This is a genomic window from Achromobacter sp. SLBN-14, assembly GCF_006715415.1.
Classification (GTDB): Bacteria; Pseudomonadota; Gammaproteobacteria; order Burkholderiales; family Burkholderiaceae_B; genus Achromobacter; species Achromobacter mucicolens.
On record NZ_VFNE01000001.1, the window covers coordinates 5,462,280 to 5,487,593 of the forward strand.

Genomic DNA, 25,314 nt, shown 5'->3' on the forward strand with positions numbered 1-25,314 from the left:
TTGGTCAACATCCCGGTCGCGGGCAGGCCTATTCTGGCTGGAGCAAGCCGGTCGGCCGCCGAAGTGCCGCGTCGAGCGGTTACGCCTGACCTGGAGGATGACCTTATGCAACCCGACTATGAACCCTACGTGGCGCTATACAAATACGGAATTCATTCTGCGCTGGCCGCGGCCACCAGTTATTTCGAATTCGCGCGGCAACTGCGCTCGCTGCAGCTCAAGACCGACAAGGAAATGCTGGCATTCGCCCAGGAAGCCAATGCCCAGGTCAACGCTGCGACGTCTCTGACCGCCATGTGCGCCCTGCACCAAAAATTGATGACGGATCTGATGGGCCGCGAGTTCAGTTATCTGAAGGAAATGGAGAAGATCGCGCGCGAGACGTCCACCATGACCGCCGCAGCCCTGCGTGAGAGCAAGAATCCCTGGCAAGAAAGAATGTCGCAGATCGCGGAAAGCACGGCCAAATTCCTGGCCGACGGCAATGCCGTGGCCGCAATGACGCGCGCCAGCCAATGACGCATGTGAGGGTCGCGAAGGCGCATCCGGTCGCAGAATCCGTTACCGGCCCGTCGGCATCTGCGCCGCCTGACGCGGACAACGCGCTGGCGGCGCTGGACTACTTCAAGGCGGCGCTCATCGCGCAGCTGACGGGCGGCATTTCACCGAGTGCCCTTGCGCTCGCGATGGCCGACTGGCTGATCCACCTGGGGGCCGCACCTGGCAAGCAGATCGGACTGGCGCTGCAGGCGGGAAACGCCATCCAGGCGCTCAGCGCACATGCCGCGATGGCCCTGGCGGGCCGCCCTCACGTCTGTCCCGAGGCAGTCCTTGACCGCAGGTGCGCCGCGCCGGCCTGGCGGGCTGAACCCTTCCAATATTGGCAGCATTGTTTTTCCGAAGCGCGCAAGTGGTGGGCCGAGGCCACGACCCATGTGCCGGGAGTCTCCGCCCATCACGCCGACGTCGTTTCCTTCTGCGCAAGCCAATGGTGCGACGTCTTTGCGCCGGCCAACTTTCCCTGGTCCAACCCCGAAGTGATTGCGCGTACGGTGACCGACAAGGGCCTGAACCTGGTTCAAGGGATGGGACATCTGGCAGAGGACGTGCGGCACAGGTTGTTGGGCCTGCCGGAGCCCGGCCTGGAACGGTTCGAGGTGGGCGTCAACGTGGCGGTGACCCCCGGCACGGTGGTGTACCGCAATCACTTGATCGAACTGATCCAGTACGCGCCCTCCACGCCGCAGGTCCGTCCGGAGCCCATTTTGATCACGCCGGCGTGGATCATGAAGTACTACGTGCTGGATCTGTCGCCCGAAAATTCCCTGATCCGCTACCTGGTGGCGCAAGGGTTCACGGTGTTCTGCATCTCATGGCGCAATGTCGATGCGCGCGACCGCGACCTCTGCCTGGACGACTACCGCCGCCTGGGCTTCATGGCGGCAATGGCAGCGGTCAATCGATGCGTGCCCGGCCAGCGCGTGCATGCCGTGGGGTACTGCCTGGGCGGCACGCTGCTGGCCATTGCGGCCGCGACCATGGCAGGCGACGCGGACGACCGCCTTGCCACGATCTCCCTGCTGGCGGCGCAGACCGACTTTACGGAGCCCGGTGGCCTGGGCTTGTACATCGACGCGAGCGAGGTGCATATGCTGGAAAGCGTCATGTGGGCGCAAGGCTACCTGTCCGCCGGGCAAATGGCCGCGGCCTTCCAGTCCTTGCGGCCCATCGAGGATGTCGCCAGCCGCGCGGTGCAGACCTATTTTCTGGGTCAGCGCATCCTTCCGAACGACCTCGTCGCCTGGAATGCGGATTCGACGCGCATGCCGTACCGGATGCATGCGGAGTATCTGCGCAAACTGTTTCTGAACAACGAACTGGCGGCCGGGCGATTCGAGGTGAACGGACGTACGATTGCCTTGCGCAACATCCGCACGCCCATCTTTGCGCTGGGTGCGGTCAACGATCACATCGCGCCCTGGCGTTCCGTATTCAAGATCCATTACCTGACGGACGCGGACATACGCTACGTCTTGACCAGCGGCGGCCATAATGCCGGCGTCGTGAGCGAGCCGGGGCATCCGGGCCGCTGGCACCGGCTTTCCGCAGGGCCGAAGGATGATCTGCGCGCGGGTCCGGACGAATGGCTGGCCACGACCATGCAATGCGGGGGGTCGTGGTGGCCGACGTGGACCGAGTGGCTGGCGCATCGCTCAGGGCCCTTGCGGCCCGCACGGTCCGGCGTTGCCGGGCGGCGGCCCGACGACGATCCTGGCGCGCCGATGGCCGCGCCGGGCAGCTACGTCATGCAGAAATGACGCGTCTCAAGGCCACGGTTGCGCGTAGATCCGTTTCCACTCCTTCTCCATGTCCACGACCGTCCAGCCTCTGGCGGGCGCCTCGTCCAGCGCCTTGTCGAGCCGGCCCACGCTGGAGTGCCGGTCGTAGGCCCACTCGCGCTTGGCGTCGGTGTGGTGCACGATGCCTCCGAAGCGTCTGCCTGGCCCGGTCGTCGTCCACTGCAGCATCTGCAAGTCGCCGTCGGAATTGCCGAACGCCATGATCGGACGCTTGCCGATGTGGCGCTGGATCGCCACGGGCTTGCCCGGGCCGTCGTTGTTGAAGTCCAGCTTGGGCAGCCGCATGAGTTCGAATCCACTGCCGTTCGTCACGAATTCGCTGCCAAACAGGGTGCCAATCACCTGCTCGGGCGGGATGCCGTAGGCCTGCGCGGTCCAGGCGCGCATGAACTCCGTGTCCCCGCCCGACACAATGTAGGTCGTGAAACCGTTGGCGCGCAGGTAGTCCAGCAGTTCGCGCATCGGCACGTACGTCATGCTGTCGTAGGGCAGCTTGGTGCGCGGGTGGCGGGCGGTGTCCAGCCACTGGTCCACGCGCTGCGTGTACTGGCCCACCGGCATGCCGGTGTTGGTTGCCAGCAAGATCTCCATCATGCCGTGCACGCCCGATCGTGCCACTGCCTCGTGGTCGCCCTGCAGCACCGCCATGAAAGGCTGGCGGGTATACCAGTCCGGATGTGACGGCGCCAGCGCATGCACTTCATCCATCGAGAACATGACCTGGAAGTAGATGGGCTTCTCGCTCCACAGCGTGCCGTCGTTGTCGAACACCGCGATGCGGTCCTCGGCGGGCACGAATTCCGGGCTGGCCGGGTCGGTGACCGCCTTCACGAACGCCACGATCGCCGTGCGGGAGGGGCCATCGGTCCAGGACGGCAACCCGGCTTGGCTCTCGCGGCCGGATGACGCGCACCCGGCCAGCAGGAAAAGAACCCACAGCCATATCCACGCCAGCCGCCGCGCATATTGGTGTTCGAATGAGGCGTGCATGATCTTCCCCCTGGAATGCGCGCAACGCGCGCGGGCCCTGCCAGACCGGCGGCAACTGCCTGCCCTGCCCGCTTCCTGCCTGGCGCACAATCAACGGCTGGCGATGCTGCCCTGCGCTGCCTGCGCCATCTTCCATTGCTGCGGCGTCATGACGGTTCGGAACCCGATGTGGGACATGGGATTGAGCGGGTCCGTGCCGCGCCGTGCGCTGGCGCGGTAGCTGATGCAATAGGTATCGCTGCACAGGAAGGACCCGCCCCGGGTCACGCGCTTGGGCGCCGATGCCGGCATGCCGGGTTCGTCAGGGTCGAAGCTGTTCGCCGGCCCGGCGGGATCCTGCGGCGGCTGGCGATATTGCGCCTGAATTCTGAAAGCGTCCGCGCGGTACCAGTCCGACGTCCATTGCCAGACGTTCCCGGCCATGTCGTACAAGCCATAGCCATTGGGCGAAAAACTGCCCACGGGCGTGGTGCCGACCTGCACTTTTTCATCTTTCACGACCGGAAACGGTTGCGCCTGGCGCGTGTCCCAGATGTTTGCCATGGCCCGGCCTTGCGGCGACAGCTCGTTGCCCCACGTGTAGGTCGCCTGCGCGAGGCCGCCTCGCGCGGCGAACTCCCATTCGGCTTCGGTCGCAAGCCGCTTGCCCGCCCACTTGGCGTAGGCCTGCGCATCTTCATAAGACACCTGCACCACCGGATGGTCGTCCTTGCCGGCGATGGTGCTGTGCGGCCCCTCGGGATGCCGCCAATTCGCGCCGGGAACAAAACGCCACCAGCGCGAGTAGTCCCGCAGCGACACCTCGGTCTGCGTGCCGACGAACACCATGGCGCCCGCCTGCAACGCACTGTCGTCCGGGCGTGGCGTCCCCGCGGGAAGCTGGACGCGCAGGTCTTCCCAGCGCGGCTTTTTCTCGGCGGTCGTGACATAGCCGGTCGCCTCGACAAAGCGGCGGAATTGCGCGTTGGTGACATCATGAACGTCCATCCAGAACCCGCTCACGCGCACCTTGTGCGCCGGCCGCTCGTTCGGTTGCGACATCTGATGATCGTTGCCCATCAGGAACTCATGGCCGGGGATCCACGCCATTCCTGCCGGGCCTTGCTTGCCGTCTCCCAGCTTGACGACGGGAACGTCCTTCGCGGGCGCGGAGACCGCGACATAGGCGCCGATGACGCCTGCCGTGCAAAGGATGGCTGCCACTGCAATTCCAATACTGGCTCGTCTTTTCATGCGCTTTCTCCGTCAGGCGCGCATAGCCGGCACCAGGCCGCCGTGCGTGCCGCCACCTACAGCGCTGCGGCCCGCGCGGCAAGCGCGCGGTTGCCTGCGCTGCCGGGCTTGAGGGCCATGCGTTCGGCAGTCAGCACCTTGGCCAGAGAGCGCGCGCCGTCGCGCAACGCCGCTTCCACCAATGTCAGCGCCAGCACGTCGCGCTGCGCGTGGCTGCCGCCGAATCGATGCGCAACAAGACGCACGTCCCGCAGCAGGTTGACGGCAAGCGCGTAATCTTGCCGGGCGAACGCGGCCAGCGCGTGCGCCACGGGCAATCCCACATCCCGGGTCATCATCGCGTTCGTGCCCGTGCCGTCCGCCGCCGTTTCCATCGACTCGATGAGCGCCTGGGCGGCAGCGCCGTCACCCGCGCCCAGATACGCCATCAGCGCATGCACGTCATTGAAGGCGTAGAACCCGGCGCCGCCACGCGTCTGCCAGACATCGGCAAGTTGGCGCCATCGCGAGCCGGCATCCACGCCTCTCAAATGCAGACGCCACAGCATGGCGGAGGCGTCGATCAGATCCAGCACCTGGCCCGTGGAAGCTTCGCGCAGCCTACTGTCGTACAACGCCAGCACGTCGCCAATCTCGTCGCGATCCAGCTGAAACAGAGCCAGATGCCACCAGTTGTGGATGGCCAGCATGTTGTCCTCGGACCAGTCGCCCCGTCTTCCGTTCAGCCAGGCGATACCCTCGTCGATCCGGCCCTGCATTTCCAGGACGTGAGCGACGGCGTGCACGGCCCAGGGATCGCGCGGGTTGAGCTCCAGCGCACGGCGCCCTTGCGCCTCGGCTGGCCCGTACAGGTTCGTCTCTTCCAAGCCGAACGCGTGCATGCCCAAGACGTAGCCGTAGTCGGGCATCGAGCGGTCCCAGGCGGGCAGGATGCCGGCGACGCGGTCGCGCAGCATGGTCGAGCGGCCGAGCAGGAAATCGCCAATGTGGCCAACCTGCAGCGCCAGCGTGTCGTGCGGATAGTCAGCAAGGATGTCGGCATAGCGCCGCAAGGATCGGGAGAATTCCCCGTCGAGCCAGGCGCGGGCCGCGGCGGCGTGGCGGCGTTCGCGATCGTTGGCAATGTCGTAGAGCGCTTCGGCGGCTTGCACGCTTTCGCGCAGCAGCGGTTCGACGCATTTGTCGCTGGCGGTGATCATCATTCCCGCGCGCAGCAGATGGCCCATCACGAAAACGGGGTCATCGGCCAAGGCCTCGTCAATGACGCCCAGCGGATCGCCGTAGTAGCCATGAAACAGGCTTTGCGCCCGCTCGTAGGCGGCCATTGATGCCGGTTCATCGCTGGAAACCGGGTTGCCCCGTACATCGCTCAGCGCCATGGTGGTCTCCCAGAGGCCGGCCCGCGACGGGCTGGGAAAATCTTCAAAAATATAAGCATGGTTGCGGCGTTCCGGCAAAACGCAGTTGCGCTAGTGCGGTTGCACCGGACGCGCGGGTCCCCGCCACCCGATGTCAGTGACTGCCGTCCGGATTGCCCATGCTTGCGCGCTGCGCGACCAGCAAGGCGTCGCTCTGGTCGATGCGTATCGTGCCGATCCGCGGAAATTCGAAGTCGACGATGATGTAGAGCGCCGCGGTCATCACCACGGCATAGATGCACTGATGCAGCAACGTTTGCCGCTTGGCGGCCGCCAGGTTCACGCCCACCAGAAACGCGCCCGTCAACGCCAGAAAGCCCAGGAACACGTACGCCGCGAGAGGTGGGTGCACCTTCTGGGCGGCGGACAGCGAGGTCGCGGCGTCGAACATGTCGTTCACGGCGGCGACGTACGACGCGGCCAGCGGCGGCGGTACGCCGTTTTTCGTCGCGGCGATCGACGCGCGCCAGATATCCTGTTGCATCGCGGACGCCTTGGCCGCGATGCCCACACGCTCCGTCAGGTCCGCGACACGGCGCTCATACCGTATCCGCTGGTCGACGTACGCGCGGAATTGTTCGCGCACGCCGGGCTGGTCGGTGGGGGCCAGCAGATCGATCCGCAGCCATGCCGTGCCAATGGCGTTGACCTCCTGGATCACCAGATTGCGCCGCTCGGCCATGCGCTGCGCGGCGCCCGAAAAGGTAAACGCCACCAGCAGTCCCAGCAGCGCAAACACCGATGCCTCGATGGCGGCGACGCCTGCGCCACCCTGCTCTTGCAGCCTTCGGCCCAACCGCCTTCCGAAAGCGATGGCGCAAAACAGCGTCACGAAAAATGCCAAGGCCAGCCCCGCCAGCAGAAACGAGTAGTCCATATGATCCCCGCTTGTCCGGTCACCTAAATGGGCCCGCCGGCCGCACGCCCACGCGCGCCGGGACGCGACAACGATACGAGCTACCTGCCGTGCCTGGCAACGTTGTGGCGCTGGCCCAGAGTAAGCTCACTGCCCAGCTTTGGCCGCGTGGTGCGCGCGCTCCAGTCCGTGCGGATCATCGGAACGCCGCGATGCGCGCGCGGGCAAGAATTTCGTTGACACGCGCTGTTAGAGGATGAAAATTATTGCGGTTCAGCCCACCCGAAGTGCGTATCCGGGCATGAACGCTCCCCCAAGTACGTAGGCCAATGTGAACCGCACGGTTTGCAGCGTCGTGCGGTTGGTTTCACTCTCAAACAGCGGAGTTGAAAATGGCGACCAAACGAACTTTCACTTGTGGTGCCGCAGCGCTTTTCCTGGCCAGCGCGGTACTTTGCGCACCGGCTGTCGCGCAGGACCCGCGCAAACCCAACATCATCCTTCTCGTGTCGGACGACACCGGACTTGGCGATCTCGGTCCGTATGGCGGCGGCATCGGGCGCGGCATGCCGACGCCCAACATCGACCGGCTGTCGAGCGAAGGCATGACCTTCTTTTCGTTCTATGCGCAGCCCAGTTGCACCCCCGGCCGCGCGGCCATGCAGACTGGCCGCATTCCCAACCGCAGCGGCATGACGACCGTGGCGTTCCAAGGCCAGGGCGGCGGTTTGCCCGCAGCGGAGTGGACGCTGGGATCGGTGCTCAAGACCGCGGGCTACAAGACGTTCTTCACGGGCAAGTGGCACCTGGGCGAAGCCGACTATGCCCTGCCCAACGCGCAGGGCTATGACGAGATGAAGTACGCCGGCCTCTATCACTTGAATGCCTACACCTACGCCGATCCCACCTGGTTTCCTGACATGCCCGCCGACGTGCGGGAAATGTTCCAGCGGGTCACCAAGGGTGCGCTGTCCGGCAACGCGGGAGAGAAAGCGCGCGAGGAATTCAAGATCAACGGCCAATACGTCGACACGCCCATGGTGAACGGCCGTGAAGGCGTCGTCGGGATTCCGTTCTTCGACCGCTACGTGGAGAAGGCATCGCTCGACTACCTGGAGCGCAACGCCAAGTCCGAGCAGCCGTTCTTCATGAGCATCAACTTCATGAAGGTGCACCAGCCCAATATGCCGGATCCGGACTACATCCACAAGTCACTGTCCAAGAGCAAGTACGCGGACTCGGTCGTGGAGCTGGATTCGCGCATCGGCCGCATCATGGACAAGATCCGCGAGCTGGGCTTGGACAAGAACACGCTGGTGTTCTACACGACGGACAACGGCGCCTGGCAGGATGTCTATCCCGACGCGGGCTACACGCCGCTGCGCGGCACCAAGGGCACGGTGCGAGAAGGCGGCAACCGGGTGCCGGCCATCGCCTGGATGCCGGGCAAGATCGCGGCGGGCGTCAAGGATCACAGCCTGGTGGGCGGCCTGGACCTGATGGCAACCTTTGCCGCGGTGGCGGGCGTGAAGCTGCCCACGAATGACCGCGAGGACAAGCCGATCATCTTCGACAGCTACGACATGTCGCCCGTGCTCTTCGGCACCGGAAAGTGCGATCGCAAGGCGTGGTTCTATTTCACGGAAAACGAACTGTCGCCGGGCGCCGTGCGCGTGGCCAACTACAAGGCGGTCTTCAACCTGCGCGGCGACGACGGCGCGGTGACCGGCGGACTGGCCGTGGACACGAACCTGGGCTGGAAAGGCGCCGAGTCCTACGTCGCGACGGTGCCCCAGGTATTCGATTTGTGGGCCGATCCGCAGGAGCGCTACGACATTTTCATGAGCAACGTCACCGAACGGACGTGGACGATGGTCATGATCAACGACGCCGTTGCCCCGCTGATGAAGACCTACATAGACTATCCGCCCCGCAAGATGCAGAGCGAAGGCTATACCGGTCCACTGACGCTGTCGGCCTACGAGCGGTTCCAGTACATTCGCGAAAGCCTGGCCAAGGACGGTTTCACTTTGTCATTGCCCAGCGGTAACTGACGCCCGGCGCCGCCCGCGCCGGGACGATGGGCAGTCCAGGCAGGCGGCTTGCTGCTGACGATGGATGGGCACGGCGGCGCGACTCCGGCAAGCTGCCGCCTGCCTAAACAGGAGGCTTTATGTGGGAACCCACCGAGCGCTATCCCGACCCGGCCATTGAGGTCCTGGATCCCCGATTCCAGACGATCAGGCTCACCAACGCCGGCGTCGAACGATTGGCGACCGGCATCCGGTACGGCGAAGGCCCGGTGTGGTTCGGTGACGCGAGGTGCCTGGTCTGGAGTGACATTCCCAATAACTGCCTGATGCGCTGGGACGAGGAAACGGGCGCCGTATCGGTACACCGCAAGCCCTCCGGCTACATCAACGGCAACACGCGCGACCGTCAAGGCCGGCTGGTCAGCTGCGAACATGGCGGTCGACGCGTGGTCCGCACCGAATACGATGGCTCGCTGACCGTGCTGGCCGACCGTTTCGAGGGCAAGCGCTTGAACGCGCCGAACGACGTTGTCGTGCACAGCGATGGGTCGGTCTGGTTCTCCGACCCGCTATTCGGGATTCTCTCCAACTACGAGGGCTTTCAGGCGCAACCCGAGCTGCCGACGCATGTTTACCGCCTGGATCCGGACTCCGGCCGGCTGGACGTCGTGGTAAGCGGCATCCACAACCCCAACGGCTTGTGTTTTTCGCCGGACGAGCGACTGCTGTATGTCGTGGACAACGGTTCGACGCCGAATCGCATCCTGGTCTACGCGGTGGGACAGGACGGGTCGCTGGACGACGGCCGCACGTTTGTCGAGGCAAACACCGGCGCGATTCCCGACGGCATACGCTGCGACACCGACGGCAATGTCTGGGCGGGCTGGGGCCCGGGCCCGGCCTTGAGCGGGGTGATGGTATTTGCGCCCGACGCCACGGCCATCGGCCGCATCGCCCTGCCCGATCGGTGCGCCAACCTGTGTTTTGGCGGGGCGCGCCGCAACCGGCTGTTCATGGTCACCGGGCAATGTCTCTTCGCGCTGTATGTGAATGCGCAGGGGGTCGGGTACTGCTGATGCCGGCCTACAGAAAGCCGATCCAGCGCCCCGCCACCAGACAACCCAGCCACAGCACCAGAGAGGCCGTCGCCTGAATGCGCAGCGCGGGCGACGGCGGGCTCCCATTTGCCACGCTTGCCCAAGCCCTGCCCCGATTCACCAGCCAGGCGTTGACCGCGCCCGCCGCCAGCAAGCCCATCTTGGCCAGGAATGCCGGGTTGTACAGGTAGTCGAGCGGCCGCACCGAAAACAGCAGCGCCCCCGTCAACACCGCCAATGCCAAGCCCGTTGCGGCCGTGCGCGCCAAGACGGGCGCCAGGACGGCCAGCGCCCCCGGCTTGAGTACGCCGAGCAGGCGCAGATCCAGCGGAACGATCGAACCGATCACTAGACCAATGGCGCCGATATGGGCGGCGTTGACGAGCAGATAGAGAACGCCGGACCGGCGCAGCCACAGCGCTGGCGGCACGGATTGAAGCTGTTCGAGCGCAAGTCGTAGCAGGTCAGGCATCCACGGCCAGCGGTCAGGGCTTCTTGATGCGGCTGGGATAGATATCGTAGGTCTTGCCGCCAACGGTCACCTGGACGGCCTTCATGCGCTTGGCGGCCGCGTCTTGGTCTCGGTTGCCGACGGCGGTGATGGCATCTCCAGGTTTGGCGGAGCCTTCCACGAAACCGGCTTCCTTGGTCTGATTCGGATTGCCAAGCTCGACGGTCCAGACGCCATCCTTGGCCCGCACCTTGAGCGAGGGATGCGGTGGCGCGATCTGCACCTGCTCGACCGTGCCCTGCAGCGTCATCTGTTCGGATTCGGCCCACGACCAGCCGTGATGCGCCAAGGCCGACGGGGCAGCCCCGGTCATGGCGGACAGCGCCAAGGCGGCAAACAACGCGTGTCGGGAAAGCTTCATGTCGATGCTCCTGTGGTTGCGGTGGCATGCCATTCCCCGCGTCGCGACGCAGGGTTGAGCGCACGAAAAAGCAGGATAGCAGCGCGTTTCCAACGTGCGTGGGAATTTATTGAACGCACGTGGACAAAAAAACGTCGGTCGCACTTGAGAAATTACTTTAGATATTCAACTTTAATTTCGAATTTTTCATTGCATATGTTGTCGTTAAATATCAATGGCTTGAAGACTAAATATTAGACATTGCATGAATAGTGAAATCTGCTGATCTCTGTGTTTGGATGACGCGCGGACCCAGGAAAACCCTGCGGAACTTTCCGCTGCCGGTCACGGTCGCTTTATGTTCAGGCAATTGTCAGCATATGCCGACATTTGCCCTGAGCATCCGTCCGCGCGTCCACCCCGGGAGAATTGCATGTCATCGCTCCGCTCGCGTTTGCCCGCGAATGTGTCCATCACGCTCACCACGCGCCCCCCGGATTTCCCGCTTGTCCCCCGCCTGCCGCTACGCGCCAATCCATGTCTGCGGCGCGCACTCCCATGAGCGCCGTCCCTGATACGGTGAACAGCCGCGCGCCCACTGGCCTGTCGGTCATGGACGCGACCATGGTCCTTGTGGGCGTGGTCATCGGCATCGGCATCTTCGGTTTTCCCCCTCTGGTCGCGCAGCACGCGCATTCGGAAGCGGTCTATATCGGCCTCTGGTGCGCGGGCGGACTTGTGATGCTGGTCGGCGCGCTTTGCTACGCGGAACTCGGCTCGGCGTATCCCGGCGCGGGTGGCGAATACCTTTATCTGACCCGCGCTTGGGGACGGCGCGTCGGGCTGATGTTCGCCTGGGCGCGATGCTCCGTCATCCAGACCGGCGCAATCGCAGTCGTGGCATTCATCTACGGGGATTACGCGCAGCGGCTTCTGCCCCTGGGATCCCTGGGCCCCGCTGTGCACGCGGCCATCTCCGTCGTCGTTCTGACGGGCCTGAACATGATCGGCACGCGTTATTCAAAACGGCTGCAATGGGTTTTCACGGTGCTGACCCTGATTGCGCTGGCCGCGGTGCTGATCGCCAGCCTGACCGCGTCGGGCGGCGAGTCTGTCGCTGCCGCGTCACCGGCCCCGCTGTCGGGCAATACCGCCGGGCTGCTCGGCATGGGGATGGTCTTCGTGCTGCTGACCTATGGCGGCTGGAACGAGGCCGCGTATCTCAGCGGCGAACTGCGCGATCCCGGGCGCAACATGAGCCGGGTGCTGCTCATCGGCACGGCGGTTGTCACCGCCGCCTACGTGCTGACCAACATCGCGCTGCTTGAGATCTTCGGACTACAGGGACTGCGGGACACGCCCGCCCTGGGTGCCGAGGTCATGCAGCTGGCCGCAGGACCCTATGCGGCGGCGCTGCTCAGCCTGACCATCTGCGCCACGGCGCTCAGCACCATCAACGGCACCATTATTACCGGCGCGCGGGTGTACTACGCGCTGGGCCGCGACGTGCCCCGGCTGCAGGCGCTGGCGGGCTGGAGCGCGCGCAACGAGACGCCTGTCAGCGCGCTAGTCGTTCAGGGCGTGATCACCCTTGCGCTGGTGGCGCTGGGCGCGTTCAGCCAGAACAGCGTGCAGACCATGGTGGCCTACACGGCGCCGGTGTTCTGGCTTTTCATGATGCTGGTCGCCGCCTCGGTCTGGCGCCTGCGCCGCCTGGACCCCGACCGCCCTCGTCCTTTTCGCGTTCCGCTCTTTCCGCTGCCGCCCTTGCTGCTGGCGCTGACCTGCGCCGGACTGGTCGTGTCCAGCGCCATGTATGCCGGCGCGGGCGCCCTGATCGGGCTGGCGGTGCTGGCGGCCGGCGCGCCACTGATGCGCCTGCTCAAGCCCGCCCAGACCGCAAGCTGACTGGCTCTTCCCCTGTCCTCCACCGTCCAAGGAACCCTCACCATGCCACGCTCCCTCGACCATTCGAAAACCGCGTCCCAGGTATTCACCCCGCGCCTGCGCCTTGCGATGCTGGCCTCGGCGATGGCGTTCACGCTGCTGAGCGCGGGCGCCGCCATGGCGCAGACTGCCACTGCGCCCGCCAAGGCCGGCGCCCAGAAAGGCTACGTGCCCGACGTCGGCCAGGAAGGCAAGGACGTCATTTGGGTGCCTACCCCGCAGACCCTGGTGGACAAGATGCTGGACATGGCCAAGGTCACCCCCAAGGACCGGCTGATGGACCTGGGCTCGGGCGACGGCCGCACGGTCATCACGGCCGCACAGCGCGGACTAACCGCGCAAGGCATCGAATACAACCCCGACCTGGTCGAGCTGTCGCGCCAAAATGCCAAGCGCGCGGGCGTGGCCGACCGCGCCACGTTCGTGGCGCAAGACCTGTTCACCACCGATCTGTCCCAGGCGGACGTGATCACGATGTTCCTGCTCTCGACCATCAACGAGAAGCTGCGCCCCAAACTGCTGGAGCTGCCGGCCGGCACGCGCGTGGTGTCAAACACCTTCCGCATGGGCGATTGGGAGCCGGATGCCTCGGAAACCGTCACCGAGAACTGCCAGACTTATTGCACGGCGCTCCTGTGGATCGTGCCGGCCAAGGTGCAGGGCAAATGGGATCTGGGCGGGCAGACGCTGCAGCTTGACCAGCACTACCAGATGCTCTCGGGCAAGCTGGGGTCCGTGCCGATCTCCGACGCCCGGATGGACGGAAAGTCGATCACCTTCACCGCCAATGGCGTGCGCTACGCGGGCGAGGTGAACGGCCGCAGCATGAGCGGAAGCGCGGCCGGCAAGGGGGAATGGCAGGCCAAGCGGATCTGATCGATGCCCTTGCCGCGGGGCGCGGCTGTTCGGGTGCCGCGCCGCGTTGACCATGGCTGCCGTCATGCAATAGCATCTGTTGCATGAGAAGAGACAGCAAGCTTTCCGGCGTATTGCACGTTCTGCTGCATATGGCCGAGCGCCCCGGTCCCATGACCTCCGATGACCTGGGCCGCGTCATGCAGACCAATCCTGTCGTCATCCGCCGCATCATGGGCGGCCTGCGGCAACAGGGCCTGGTCCGGTCCGAAAAAGGTCATGGCGGCGGATGGACGATTTCGTGCGATTTCAAAGCGGTCACGCTGCGCGATATCTACGAAGCGCTGGGCGCGCCCGAGATCTTCGCCATGGGCAACCGCAGCGAATCGCCCGGATGCCTGGTCGAAGAGGCGGTCAATGCGTCGCTGGACGACGTGTTCGAACAGGCCCAGCAACTGCTTCTGGACCGGCTCGGCAAGGTCACGCTGGCCGAATTGAGCCGGGATTTTCACGCGCGCATGGTCGAGCGCGGTCAGGCGTACGACCCGCACGCCGTTCACGAGGTTTGAGCCGCCCTATTCCCACGGCTGGCGCCACGCCATCAATGAGGCCTCGACGTGTTCGATTTCGGCCTGTGACATGCCAGCTTCTTCGTAGAAACGCCTGCGCTCGCCCACCACGTCCCGCACGCGGTCGATGATCGACCTGGCGGCTCCTTCCGACCGGAGTCCGAAACGCCGGTACTCGGTCAGGCAATTGGCAAACGTGCTGTCGCGGCCGGCGGAGCCGATGTGAAGGTAGTGCCGCGCCGAACCTTCCTGGGTCACCACATCAAAAAGCGGCGACAGCCGGTAGGTGCGCGCATCTTCGTCTTTCAGAAATCCGACATTCTTCAGATGGTCGTCGGTGTTGTGGACCGCGACGTTCAGGATCATCCGCGCATACAGTTCGAGCAGATCCTGCACGGGATTGGACGAGATACGGCGCGCCACGTCGGCCAGGCGCGCGTAGGAATACGTGGCCTTGCCGCGCGGGCCGTCGAGCTCGCGTTTGCCGATATGCACGGACGGGCTGATGAGCGACGCGCCGCTAAGGAAGTGCCGCCGCGCGATGACCGGATCCGCGCCCTGCCTGACCGGCAGCAGCTCGCGATCGAACCGGTGCGTCAGCAGCACGGCGCCCAGATGCGTTTGCGCCAGACGGATCTGCGGCACGTTCAAGCCGATGGCCTTGGCCATCTGCAGGTTCGCGTATTCCACGCGCTGGCGGTCGTAGGATTCGCCCTTGCGCGGGAACTTGGCAATCCACATTTCGCCCGCCTCGTCCCGCACGATCGTCTTGGGCCGCGCCCCGCCGATATCCCATGAGCTGCCCAGGATGTCGCGATAGAGCCCCTTGGGCTTGATGCCCTGGTCGATGTCGGTCAGCAGGTCGGCCAACGAATCCAGCTGGCTGACTTCGGGCAGCCGATAGGTCTTGCGCATGTTGGGCGTCAATTGCCGGGCGCTGAAAAAAAGCGCCCCCACACCCATGCCCCGCCCCTTGAGCAGCACTTCGTTCTCCGTCACGCGGGCGCCCGCGTTGTCCACGCGCATCACGTTGCGGCCCCAGGCATCCGGCGCGGCGTCGAAAATCGCGCCCAGCGTCTGGTACCGGCTTTCGGTCCGGAAGGTGGTGGCGGAGTCGGTTAGCGGCAGATTGAGCGGATCCAGCGAAAACGCCCGCGGATCGTTCACGTAGGACTGCACATAGGTGAATTCGGCGAAGAAGTGATTCTCGTCGCTGTCATCCAGGGTCAGGACGCCAGCCAGCACGGCTTCGCCCCGGATGTCCACATAGACGAAAAGCTCGCTTTCGACGGTTTTGGTTTTCTTGGCAGGCACGATGTTGACCACCGCGTTACAGGCTGGACGGATCGGCGCGATGCGAATGCTGCGCCTTGCCGCTGCCCCGAGCGGGGCGGCGCATGGCGTCAAGCCGTTTGCCCACGCCATCGAGGTCCGGGTCGCCCAATGCGAACACCTGGTCTCCATAGCCGTACAGCAACAACGCTTCAACGGCGAGCGCCAGGGAAACGCCGCCATCGCCGCGTTCCAGCCGGTTGATGGTGGCGCGCGACACGCCCATGCGGCTGGCCAGCATGGCTTCGGTTTCATTGCGGCGAAGGCGCGCGGTGCGGATGTGCGCGCCCAGGCGAGCCAAAGCCTCGGCGGCCTCGAAACTGGGTTCGATTTTCTTTTTCATGCCGCAATAATAGCGCCATGATTGGATTTATGCATTATTAATGAGGCAAACCACTGCTGTTTTATGAGCAATTAATGGCGTATAAGTTTGACTTATGCGCTATTAATGAGGCATTTCATAACATCAACCGGTGGCTGCACGGATCACCGCCTGATCCAGCCGCAACCCTGCCCGTGCGGTGTCCAACGTGACGCGCGCCCCGAGCGGCAGGGTCAGGTTCGGATCTCCGTGTCCACTGGGCCAGCCAGCCAGCACCGGAATGCCTCGAGCGCCGAACTGTTCGAGTATCAGCGGATACAGCAGGCTCTGCGCCTGCGCGTCGTCCAGATTCGTCCCGATGATGCGGGTGAAATTGCCCACGATCACACCTTGGACGCCGTCGAACTTGCCTGCGGCCGCCAGTTGGCTCAAGAGCCGGTCCACGCGCGGCAGCGCCTCGTTGACGTCTTCGAAAAACAGAATCGAATCGCGCGTGTCGATCTCGTGCCGGGAACCGATCAGCGCGGCAATAAGCGCCAGGTTGCCGCCCACCAGCCGCCCGCTTGCGGTGCCAGCCACCAGTTCCATGGCCCGGCTGTCCGGCGGCGGCTGGATCCACGCGCCCTCCCCGATCTGGCCGCTCAGCATCGCCAGCAGATGCGACTCGGTGGGTTCGCCCTTGCCTGCCACCAGATCCTGCGCCAGCATCGGCCCATGGAACGTGACAAAACCGGCGTGGCGCTGCATGGCCAGATGCAAGGCCGTGATGTCGCTGTAACCGATGAAGGGCTTGGGGTGTTGGCGCAGCAGCCCGTAATCGAGCCTGTCCAGCAAGCGCCATGAGCCAAAACCGCCTTGCAGACACCACACCGCGCCGATGTCCGGCGCGGCGAACGCCGCGTGCAGGTCATCCAGGCGCTGTACGTCGGTGCCCGCCAGGTATTCATACGGAGCGTCGAGCCGTGTGCGCGACGCCGGCATGATCACCGGAAAATAACCCCGGTCTTCGAGCCATTGCGCGGCAAGGTCGCTGGCGTTGGGCGCGGCGGATGCGGGCGCCACGATGGCGACCTTCGCACCCGGCCGCAACGCCGGCACGGGTGCGGCCGAGGGTTTCGCGTGCGACGGCGGCGGCGCGGGGGGGCGGTTCAGAGCACCCGGCGAGGACGTTTTCCGGCCGCCGGCGCAGCCCGCCAGGCCAAGCCCCGACAGGCACAGGGCGCCAGCATTGAACAGCATCCGCCGGCGTCTGGCGTCCTGCAGACCGGCATCCTGGTGCGAGCCGGATTCCGGACTGGGCCGGTTCAGGAGATTGGCGAACGGGGGGCTGGTCGGTCCGCGCATCAGAATCGCTCGTACTCCAGCCGGTAGCGCCATTGCCCGGCCGCAAGGCCTGCCATCGGCAAGCGCCCGATCCGCAGCCGCCGCAGGGCCAGCAGGCGCAGGCCTGCCGCTTCGCACACCGCTTCAATAAACCCGGGCATCGGCGACTTCAGCGCAAAGCGCAGATGGGTTTCGTTTTGCCAGCTCACCTTCATCGGGGTGGCCGGGCGGCCCTCATAGGCCATGCCGCGCTGCATGCGGGCCAGATCGGCCTCGCTGAGCTGGCCTTCGACCTGGGCGACGTACTCCTGCTCGACGTGTCGGCCTTCGTCAACCAGCTTGCGCGCCACCGCGAACTCCTGCGTGTACACGACCAGACCGCTTGCCGCGCGCTCAAGCGGCGTCACCAGCTTGAGTCCATTGAACATGCGCTTCAAGTAGCGCTGGCCGGAACGGTCGCCGGGCATCAGGTTCTCGGGCAGGATCAGGTCGCGTGCCGAACCGGGCTGGTCGTCAGCGTACATGCCCGCTGGCTTGTGGATCAGGATGGTGACCGGACGGCCCTCTTCCAGCTTGGCGCCGGGCAGCAGGCTGACCGTCTGCGAGGCCGTGACCCGCAAACCGGGCTCTTCCTGCACCTTGCCGTTGACCGTGACCCAGCCTCCTTCGATGTAGCGCTCGGCATCTGCGCGTGAACACGGCAGCTCCGTGGCCAGCCGCTTGGCCAGCCGCTCGGAGTTCGCGGCAGCGGGGGCTTGGGCGGGACGCTGGCCACGCGATGGCCTCGCGCTGGCTTGAGGCGCGCGGTCTTTAGGTGCACGATTTTGAGGCGCACGATCTTGAGGTGCACGATCTTGAGGTGCACGATCCGGTCGGCTGCCGTGCCGGCTATCCGCGCCGCCAATGCCGGGCTTTGCGGCGCGGCGCTTCGTCCCTGGCTCGACCGGCAGTTGCGCTCTGCCGGTCCCGCCGCTTGGGGCAGAACGAGCCGGCTTGGCCGGCGGGCTGGCGCGGCCGGTTGTGCCGCTTTGGGCAGGACGGGCCGGTGCGTTGCTTGCGGAACGCGCTGGCCGCGTCGACGCCGCCGGACGGGCGGGCCGATCGGCGGCGCGTTTCACGCCGGATTTGGCCTCGCTGGGGCTTGTGGCGGAAGGCTCGCGGCGGGGTGTTCCCGCCGCGGGGGCTGACGGCCCGGACCTGGGCGGACGAGCACTGCGAGTTCCCGTGGCGCGCTTGGCGGGACGGGACGACAGGCTGAGCGTGCCGGGCTTGGTGGGACGCAAGGTGCTGCTCATCGTCCCTCCTCCTGGCACAGCGGATTGAAGCGGTAAAGGAATGGGTCAGAAGCGCCTTTGGGCGCCGCGATCAGAAGCTTGGTCATCGGTATTGCCGGGTATTGCGAAAAGCGGGCCACATGGCCCGCACCTTGAGACGGATGTTACGCCCTTTTCTGCCCAAGTCCCTCGGGCGGCTCCGGCTCCAAGTCTGCCGCCTGCTCGGCGGCCTGCACGGGCGGCGGCACCTCGTCGATCCAGGCCTTCAACAGCGTCGACGTCACCGCCAGGATGACCGGGCCAATGAACAACCCGACGATGCCGAAGGCGAACATGCCCCCCAGCACGCCGGACAGGATAAGCAGCATCGACAGATTCACGCCGCGCTTGATGAGCAGCGGCCGCAGCAGGTTGTCCAAGGTGCCCACCACGATGGCCCAGACCAGCAGCACGGCGGCAGCCAGCTTCATGTCGTTCTGGAACAGCCAGGCGACGCCGCCCAGCATGGGCAGGAAAGGTCCCAGTTGGGCCAGGCACAGCATCACCATGAGGGCAGTCAGAATGCCAGCCGCCGGCACCCCGGCAATCCACAGGCCAATGCCGCCCAGCGCCGATTGCACCACCGCCGTGACCACGATGCCCAGCGCCACCGCGCGGATCGCGGACGCGGCCAGCTTGATCGCCGCCACGCCACGCGGGCCGGCCAGCCGGTTGGAAAACCGCAGCGCAAAGTCCGCTGCGGCGTCGCCCTTGCTGTACAGAATGCCGGCGATGATCACTGTGATCAGCATGTGCATCACGAACACGCCGACAATCGCCGCGTGGCCCAGCAACCAGTGCGCCGCGGTGGTCAGGTAGGGTTCGATGCGCGCCAGCAAGCCGCCGGCGCCGGCGTCGGAAAGCGCCTGCCATTCCTGGGCGATCCGCGGGCCCGCCAGCGGAATGCCGCGCACCCACGACGGAGGCGCCAGCAACGCATAATCGGGCAGGCGCTTGACCGCCGCCATGATGGTGCCGCCGTGCAGCGCCAGCGTCGAAATCGCCTGGTACAACGGCAGCACGATCACGAACAGCAGGATGAGAAGCATCGCCACCGTTGCCAGCCAGCGCCGGCCGCCGCAATGCCGCTGGATCGAGAGCAGCACCGGCCAGGTGGCGACCACGATGGTCGTGGCCCAGATGAGGCCCGGCAGGAAAGGCCTAAGGACGTAAAGGCTGCCGATCATCAACGCCAGCAGCATGACGATGACGAGCAGGATGCGGGCTATGTCGACGGACTGGCGTGGTATCACCCGAACCTCCTGGCGAGGCTGCCGCCCCGGTTGCGGTGGATGAGGACCGGCGGCGCCCGTCCGTGCCAGCCAACGCGCTGAATCGAATGTATTCGAAAACGCGCAGAATCTGAATGGAAACGTGAGTAGACGCTACGAGGCGCCTAGCAACGCGCGAAACCGGCTGCGGATTGCGCCGGAGTATGCCCAGCACCAGACCGCGAGAGCCAGCATCGCCACCGTGAAGTAGGCGCGTGCGCCCTCGGGCACGGGATTCAGTTGCGACAGCGTGGGGAATGGCTCGAAGCCGATGAAGTCGGTGGCGGCCAGGGTGCTGAAGATCAGCGCCAGCACGGGTCCGGTAAACCGGGGGCGCTCTCCCCGTGTGTCGGGAGCGGCAAGAAAGCACCAATGAATCCAGCGCGCGAACTGGATGGCCACGGCAACCAGGGGAATGAGTAGCGCAAGCTGTAGCACCAGCAGCGCCAGAATGACTTGAGTGGGAAGCATGCGCGGATTTTATCGGATCCGCCGTGGGCTTGAGATTGGTTCCGCCGGGGGGCTTGAGCTCGAATCCGCGCGGGCTTGAGGCCCCTGCTCTACGGCGGAGCTATGGGGCGCGACTATGTCCCCAATTGAAATTCGCGCCAGTTGGAACCGGCGCTGGTCAGCCAATCCTGCACGTACTGCAGGCTTAGCGCGATGGATAGCGCCTCTCCCTGGAACAGCACGTCGGGCTGCGCGCGCAGCCAGTTGAAGTCTTCGATCCTGCGGATGTCCTGCGCCAGAACCTTCAGGCCTTGGCGGGACGCTTGCCCAAGCAGGCTGAAGAAGCGCTCTTGCAGGGGACGGCGGGTGCAGATGCCTTCGGGAATGCCGACGCGCAGCCCCGTGGCGCGAAGCGTGCCGAACGATGCTTGCGCCGAGGGCAGCAAACGCACCCGCAGCGCGGGCCGCAGTTCCTGGTAACCATGAAAAAGCGTCGCGCCGTGCGCCAGGCGGTCGCTAAGGGGAACGTTGTATGTGACTTTGCCGCAGGGGTAGATCGGCAGGCTGGGATGGGATTCTTGTGGGGTTTCGCGTAGTTGATCGCCCGCGACGGCGCCAATGCGCAGGTCTTCGCATAGCTGGCGGGGCAGCAGGATGTCCGAGTTGACGTTCAGCGGATGGTCGATGGACAGTGGCGCCATGCAGCCTGCAGCCCGGAAGACGCGACCTGCGCGGCGCAGGGCGTCGGCCGAGGCGGCGTTGGCAAGCAGCGCGGGACCGTGCCAGCTTTGGCCGCCGACCAGCGCCATTTCGCGTACGACGCCTTTGGCGTCCAGGACAGGTTGGATACGTAACGGCTCGCTGACGAGGGTGGCGGATTCGGCCAGGTTGATAGCGTTCATAAGTCGATGAGTCTATGGATGGCAAATTCATAAACCAATCGAAAAACTACGATTCAGGCGGCGATTGCGCCCCAGGGTTGGAGCATTTTCAAAATATTCTTATATCCGCCGTCTAGCGCGATGCCTACGATGGCCGCATGCCAATCAAGGATCCAAAGACCCCCGCGCCAGACGTCCAGCCAGTCCCCCGAGCCCCCACGCTGCTCTTGCATCTCTTCGCCGCCGCGCTGCTGGCCTGCATCGCAGCGGCAGCCGTATTTCTGCTGTACTGGTCCTTTACCAGCACCGCTTCCACCTACCGCCGGCAAATGAACGCCGCCGCGTACAACGCGCAGATCTTCTTCGACCAGCGCGAGGCGCTGCTCCGGTCGCTGGCTTCCAGCCTGGTGCGCAACACCGATGCCGCGCCCGCGTCCAACACCCCATCGCACTTCGGCAACACGGGTCAGATCAAGGTGTTTCCGCTACACGAAGCCCCAAACGTCTACGATTGGGCGCTGATCCTCACGCCCCGCGTCCTTGACGACATCGCCTTCGCACATACCCGTCTGCTGTTCACCTCCGGCCGCAACGGCCAGACCACGTACGTCGCGCCGCGCCCTGCACGGCCCCCGGCGCACGGGCCTGCCCGCATCCCCCAGCTGGGCGCCGACGAACAGACCTGGATCGCTCGGGCGCTGGCGGCGGCCGATCCCGGCGCGGCGCACGACCGGCGCACCGCCATCACCTGGTTGAAGCCGTCAACACACAACGCTAACCCGCTCTACCTGTACACCCCCATCGACCCCAACACGCCGCGCGCCGGATGGATCGGCCTGGAACTCGGCGACCTCGACGAGGCCATCGACCTGTCCTCGCTTCGCGGGGGCAACTACATCCTGCACGACCAGCACGACGCGCCTGTCCTGCACAGCCCCGCCGACCCGCAGGTGCTGGCGGGCCTTAGCCGTTACGGGGGCCGGGAAGACGCATTCGGCTGGGGGGGGCCGGGTCTGTTGCCCCGCTTCGTCGTCCTCAGCAAGTCCGTGGGTGAAGCGGGCTGGCGGCTTGTGTACTACACGCCCATCAGCCGCATCCTGGGCGACATGGCGTTCGCCATCCAGGCAATACTTGGCGGCGCCTGTCTGCTCTTTGCGGCCGTCATTTTCGGCATCCGGCACATCCGCAAGAAACTCGTCGCCCCGGCCCTGCGGCAATACGAAGCCCTTGCCGATAGCGTATCCCTGAATCGCAAGCTGGTCGAAGTCGCGCCCGTGGGACTGTGCCTGTTGCGCCGCGCCGATGGCAGCCCGCTGCTGGCGAACGAACTTGCCAAGGACTGGCTGCTGGGCGATGCCGGGCTGCTGTCCCGGCTGCTCTCAGAAAACGACTTCAGCGCCGACCGCGAATACGTCCTGAACGACGGACGATGCCTGTACCTGACGTTCGCGCCAATCACTTATCACGCCGAGGACGTCATCCTCTGCGGCATCAACGATGTCACCGCATTCAAGCGGGTCGAGCAATCCATCACCCAGGCCAAGCTGCACGCGGACGCCGCCAATCACGCCAAGACGGTGTTCCTGACCACCATGAGCCACGAGATCCGAACGCCCCTGTTCGGCATTCTCGGCACCCTCGAACTGCTGAGCCTGACCGCCATGGACAGACAGCAACAGCAATACCTGGAAACCATGCAGCAGTCCTCGGCAAGCCTGCTGAGCTCCATCAACGACACGCTCGACCTGTCGCGCATCGAGGCCGGCTACCTCACGCTCGAAACCGCGGAGTTCTCGCCCGTTCAGATGCTGGACAGCGTCATCGGCACCTACGGGGCGCGCGCCGAAGCCAAGGGTCTGCAGCTGTATGCCCTGGCCGACGTGACATCGCCGCCGCTGGTCCTGGGCGACGCGATGCGCGTACGCCAGATCCTGAACAACCTCGTTAACAACGCCATCAAGTACACCAGTTCGGGTCAGGTGGTGTTGCGCCTTCAGACGCTCAGCCAGGACGCGCATGGTGCGACGCTGAAGTTCCAGGTGGCCGATACCGGCATGGGCATCTCTGCAAAGCACCACGCGCGGCTCTTCGAACCCTACTTCCGCGCCGAAGGCGGACCCAACCAGAACGTACCCGGCACCGGCCTTGGACTTGCCATTTGCCGGCGGCTTTCAGAGATGATGAACGGCACGCTCACCGCCGTCAGCGAGCCAGGCCTGGGCACCAGCATGTCGCTCGTCCTGACGCTTCCGCGCGTCAGCGGCGCGCAACCGGAAATGGGCGTCCGGCTGGACCCCCGGCCCGTATTCGTGCGGGGTGCCAACAACGAGGTCGTCACCAATCTGTGCCAGTGGCTGCGGCATTGCGGCGCTCTGGCCATGCCGTTCAAGGACGCGCTGCATGGCCGGCGCGAAGGCAGCGTGCTGGTGGAAACATGGTCCCGGGACTTCATTCCAGCAGCCTGGCGCGGAGCCCGGGTCATTGCGCATCCGCCGGGCATCAAGCCGCAGCCGGCGATCAACAGCTGGACCGCCGACAGTCATAGTCTGGCCAGCATCGTCGGCGCGGTCCGCCTTGCACAGGACAGCGCCGCCACGAAGGCGCCCCCTGCCCCCCCGGCATCCTGCGATTCGCTCGACATGCACCTGCTGGTCGTCGAGGACAACCCGGTCAGCCGGCAGATCCTTCGAGAACAGCTGGAACATCTGGGCTGCACCGTCGTCCTGGCGGCAGACGGCAACGACGCATTGGCGCTGCCCGAACTTCCTGATTTCGACGCCATCCTGACGGACCTGCAGATGCCCGAACTGGACGGCTACGCGCTCACCCGCACACTGCGCAGCCAGGGTTACACCCGGCCGATCGTGGGCATCACCGCCAGCGCATTCACCGAAGACCTGCGGCGCAGCGCTGAAGCCGGCATGACGACCGTGCTGCTCAAGCCGCTGCCCATTTCGGCGCTGTGCAAGGCGTTGATGACCCTGAAGGAAGCCGCATGACCAAAACGCTGTCCGAGTACAGGGTCCTGATCGTGGACGACCATCCGCTGCAATGCGTCCACCTGGCAGATCAGCTGGCAGCGGCCGGATTCGGGCAGGCGGACGTGGCGTCGTGTGCCGAGACCGCCCTGGCCAAGACCGAGCTGCAGGCATATCACCTGGTCCTGATCGACCTGAACATGGCCGGCATGGATGGCGTGCAATTCATAGACCGGCTCGCCAGGCAGCGCCGCGCGCCCGCGCTGGCAATCGTATCGGCCTGCGTGCGGCGCCTCATCGAAAGCGTCGCCTTGATGGCACGGGAAAAGGGTCTGGACGTGCTGGGCACCTTTTGCAAGCCTTTCACCGTGCAAGACGCCAGCCAATTGGCCAGCCAACTGTGCCGGGACCGTCAGCAGTCAATGCCGGGCCGCCCCGGGACCGGGCCCGCCTCGGACCGCACTGCCCTGGAACACGCGCTGCACCACGGACAGTTGCAGGCCTGGTTTCAGCCCAAGCAGTCGCTGGCCACCGGGCGCTTCGTCGGGGCCGAGGCGCTGGCGCGATGGCTGCACCCCAAACTGGGTTGCCTGTCGCCCGGCGCCTTTCTTCCCGCCATCCGCCGCCTGGGCCTGGACAAGGCGCTGCTGCGGCAAATCCTGCAAGACGCGCTGCGCGGGCACTTGCAGTGGGGGCAGCAAGGCTTTCGCGTCCCGGTCTCGGTCAACCTGCCCACGCAGTTCCTGGACGACCCGGATCTACCCGACGAACTAGAGGAAATGGTGTTGACCCGCGGGGTAGCGCCGTCGGAAGTCACATTCGAATTGCTCGAGGACGAGACAACCACGGCACAAGCCCAATACTATATGGGCGCCAGCCGGTTACGCCTGAAAGGTTTCGGGTTGGCACAAGACGACTTTGGCCGAGGTTACAGCTCCATGTACAGCCTGATTTCGACGCCGTTCACCGAACTGAAGATCGATCGCGCCTTTGTCAGCGGCGCCGCCAGCGACGAAAACCAGGCGGCGGCCCTCAGGTCGTCCGTGCAGTTGGGCCGGCAATTGGGGCTTCAGGTCACGGCCGAGGGCGTCGAAACGGCCTGCGACCTCGAGTTCCTGCGCCAGATCGGTTGCCACTGCGCCCAAGGATTCCTCATTTCGGCCGCGGTGGACACCGACGGCTTCAGCCAGCTTCTCGCCCGAGAGCGGCGCGCCATGACTCCGCCCGCGCGGTAA

At 65.3% G+C, this 25,314-nt stretch carries 22 protein-coding genes; 9 read left to right on the forward strand and 13 right to left on the reverse strand.

Features of this window, described 5'->3' with window-relative positions; all coding sequences use genetic code 11:
* Both FBY20_RS25080 and FBY20_RS25085 read left to right on the forward strand, forming a co-directional pair.
* Positions 1–519 (forward strand): hypothetical protein, encoded by a 519-nt coding sequence (locus tag FBY20_RS25080; protein ID WP_142055238.1) that lies wholly within the window; start codon positions 1–3, stop codon positions 517–519.
* Positions 516–2,318 carry an alpha/beta hydrolase gene (locus FBY20_RS25085; RefSeq protein WP_142055240.1) on the forward strand — a complete coding sequence of 601 codons (1,803 nt, stop codon included), beginning with the start codon at positions 516–518 and terminating at the stop codon, positions 2,316–2,318. Before FBY20_RS25080 ends, FBY20_RS25085 begins: the two co-directional genes overlap by 4 nt.
* A gap of 6 nt (positions 2,319–2,324) precedes the next feature.
* On the opposite strand, the gene FBY20_RS25090 is transcribed toward FBY20_RS25085, so the two are convergent.
* From FBY20_RS25090 to FBY20_RS25105, 4 genes are all read right to left on the reverse strand, one after another.
* Positions 2,325–3,350: an HAD family phosphatase gene (locus FBY20_RS25090; RefSeq protein ID WP_142055242.1), complete on the reverse strand. Its 1,026-nt coding sequence runs from the start codon at positions 3,348–3,350 to the stop codon at positions 2,325–2,327.
* Between the two features lie 90 nt (positions 3,351–3,440).
* Positions 3,441–4,583, reverse strand: a complete 1,143-nt coding sequence (locus FBY20_RS25095) for a formylglycine-generating enzyme family protein (protein ID WP_142055244.1) — start codon at positions 4,581–4,583, stop codon at positions 3,441–3,443.
* Positions 4,584–4,639: 56 nt separating this feature from the next.
* Positions 4,640–5,962 (reverse strand): tetratricopeptide repeat protein, encoded by a 1,323-nt coding sequence (locus FBY20_RS25100; RefSeq protein ID WP_056318767.1) that lies wholly within the window; start codon positions 5,960–5,962, stop codon positions 4,640–4,642.
* A 133-nt stretch (positions 5,963–6,095) separates the two neighbouring features.
* Positions 6,096–6,878 carry a hypothetical protein gene (locus FBY20_RS25105; RefSeq protein ID WP_142055246.1) on the reverse strand — a complete coding sequence of 261 codons (783 nt, stop codon included), beginning with the start codon at positions 6,876–6,878 and terminating at the stop codon, positions 6,096–6,098.
* A 371-nt stretch (positions 6,879–7,249) separates the two neighbouring features.
* Here FBY20_RS25105 and FBY20_RS25110 point away from each other — a divergent pair, with 371 nt between their 5' ends.
* A complete protein-coding gene (locus FBY20_RS25110; protein WP_056317863.1) occupies positions 7,250–8,911 on the forward strand; it encodes an arylsulfatase in 1,662 nt (553 codons plus the stop codon).
* A gap of 119 nt (positions 8,912–9,030) precedes the next feature.
* Positions 9,031–9,966 carry an SMP-30/gluconolactonase/LRE family protein gene (locus FBY20_RS25115; protein WP_142055248.1) on the forward strand — a complete coding sequence of 312 codons (936 nt, stop codon included), beginning with the start codon at positions 9,031–9,033 and terminating at the stop codon, positions 9,964–9,966.
* A 7-nt stretch (positions 9,967–9,973) separates the two neighbouring features.
* On the opposite strand, the gene FBY20_RS25120 is transcribed toward FBY20_RS25115, so the two are convergent.
* Both FBY20_RS25120 and FBY20_RS25125 read right to left on the reverse strand, forming a co-directional pair.
* Positions 9,974–10,459: a DUF6644 family protein gene (locus FBY20_RS25120; protein ID WP_142055250.1), complete on the reverse strand. Its 486-nt coding sequence runs from the start codon at positions 10,457–10,459 to the stop codon at positions 9,974–9,976.
* Between the two features lie 13 nt (positions 10,460–10,472).
* Positions 10,473–10,859, reverse strand: a complete 387-nt coding sequence (locus FBY20_RS25125; RefSeq protein WP_128830281.1) for a DUF6152 family protein — start codon at positions 10,857–10,859, stop codon at positions 10,473–10,475.
* Positions 10,860–11,396: 537 nt separating this feature from the next.
* Here FBY20_RS25125 and FBY20_RS25130 point away from each other — a divergent pair.
* From FBY20_RS25130 to FBY20_RS25140, 3 genes are all read left to right on the forward strand, one after another.
* Positions 11,397–12,746: an APC family permease gene (locus FBY20_RS25130; RefSeq protein ID WP_142055252.1), complete on the forward strand. Its 1,350-nt coding sequence runs from the start codon at positions 11,397–11,399 to the stop codon at positions 12,744–12,746.
* A 108-nt stretch (positions 12,747–12,854) separates the two neighbouring features.
* Positions 12,855–13,661: a methyltransferase domain-containing protein gene (locus FBY20_RS25135; RefSeq protein ID WP_056318766.1), complete on the forward strand. Its 807-nt coding sequence runs from the start codon at positions 12,855–12,857 to the stop codon at positions 13,659–13,661.
* A gap of 83 nt (positions 13,662–13,744) precedes the next feature.
* Positions 13,745–14,209 (forward strand): Rrf2 family transcriptional regulator, encoded by a 465-nt coding sequence (locus tag FBY20_RS25140; protein ID WP_056317851.1) that lies wholly within the window; start codon positions 13,745–13,747, stop codon positions 14,207–14,209.
* 6 nt (positions 14,210–14,215) lie between these two features.
* On the opposite strand, the gene FBY20_RS25145 is transcribed toward FBY20_RS25140, so the two are convergent.
* The 7 genes from FBY20_RS25145 to FBY20_RS25175 all read right to left on the reverse strand — a co-directional run bounded on the left by FBY20_RS25145 (position 14,216) and on the right by FBY20_RS25175 (position 21,122).
* The gene (locus FBY20_RS25145; protein WP_254595288.1) at positions 14,216–15,523 is read right to left on the reverse strand and encodes a type II toxin-antitoxin system HipA family toxin; all 1,308 of its coding nucleotides are present in this window, start codon (positions 15,521–15,523) and stop codon (positions 14,216–14,218) included.
* A gap of 16 nt (positions 15,524–15,539) precedes the next feature.
* The gene (locus FBY20_RS25150; RefSeq protein WP_062839481.1) at positions 15,540–15,884 is read right to left on the reverse strand and encodes a helix-turn-helix transcriptional regulator; all 345 of its coding nucleotides are present in this window, start codon (positions 15,882–15,884) and stop codon (positions 15,540–15,542) included.
* A gap of 123 nt (positions 15,885–16,007) precedes the next feature.
* The gene (locus FBY20_RS25155) at positions 16,008–17,207 is read right to left on the reverse strand and encodes an LD-carboxypeptidase (RefSeq protein ID WP_370458355.1); all 1,200 of its coding nucleotides are present in this window, start codon (positions 17,205–17,207) and stop codon (positions 16,008–16,010) included.
* A complete protein-coding gene (locus FBY20_RS25160; RefSeq protein ID WP_142056222.1) occupies positions 17,207–17,914 on the reverse strand; it encodes an RNA pseudouridine synthase in 708 nt (235 codons plus the stop codon). The genes FBY20_RS25155 and FBY20_RS25160 overlap by 1 nt, the downstream gene beginning before the upstream one ends.
* Before the next feature lie 710 nt (positions 17,915–18,624).
* On the reverse strand, positions 18,625–19,752 hold the full coding sequence (ydiK, locus tag FBY20_RS25165; protein ID WP_255452490.1) for an AI-2E family transporter YdiK: 1,128 nt from the start codon (positions 19,750–19,752) through the stop codon (positions 18,625–18,627).
* Between the two features lie 132 nt (positions 19,753–19,884).
* Entirely contained in the window at positions 19,885–20,241 is a 357-nt protein-coding gene (locus tag FBY20_RS25170) for a hypothetical protein (protein WP_142055254.1), read from the reverse strand.
* A gap of 113 nt (positions 20,242–20,354) precedes the next feature.
* Positions 20,355–21,122, reverse strand: coding sequence for a hypothetical protein (locus FBY20_RS25175; protein WP_056317846.1), 768 nt, complete (start codon positions 21,120–21,122; stop codon positions 20,355–20,357).
* 137 nt (positions 21,123–21,259) lie between these two features.
* On the opposite strand from FBY20_RS25175, the gene FBY20_RS25180 reads away from it, so the two are divergent.
* Positions 21,260–24,100, forward strand: coding sequence for an ATP-binding protein (locus FBY20_RS25180; protein ID WP_222119280.1), 2,841 nt, complete (start codon positions 21,260–21,262; stop codon positions 24,098–24,100).
* On the forward strand, positions 24,097–25,314 hold the full coding sequence (locus FBY20_RS25185; RefSeq protein ID WP_142055256.1) for an EAL domain-containing protein: 1,218 nt from the start codon (positions 24,097–24,099) through the stop codon (positions 25,312–25,314). The genes FBY20_RS25180 and FBY20_RS25185 overlap by 4 nt, the downstream gene beginning before the upstream one ends.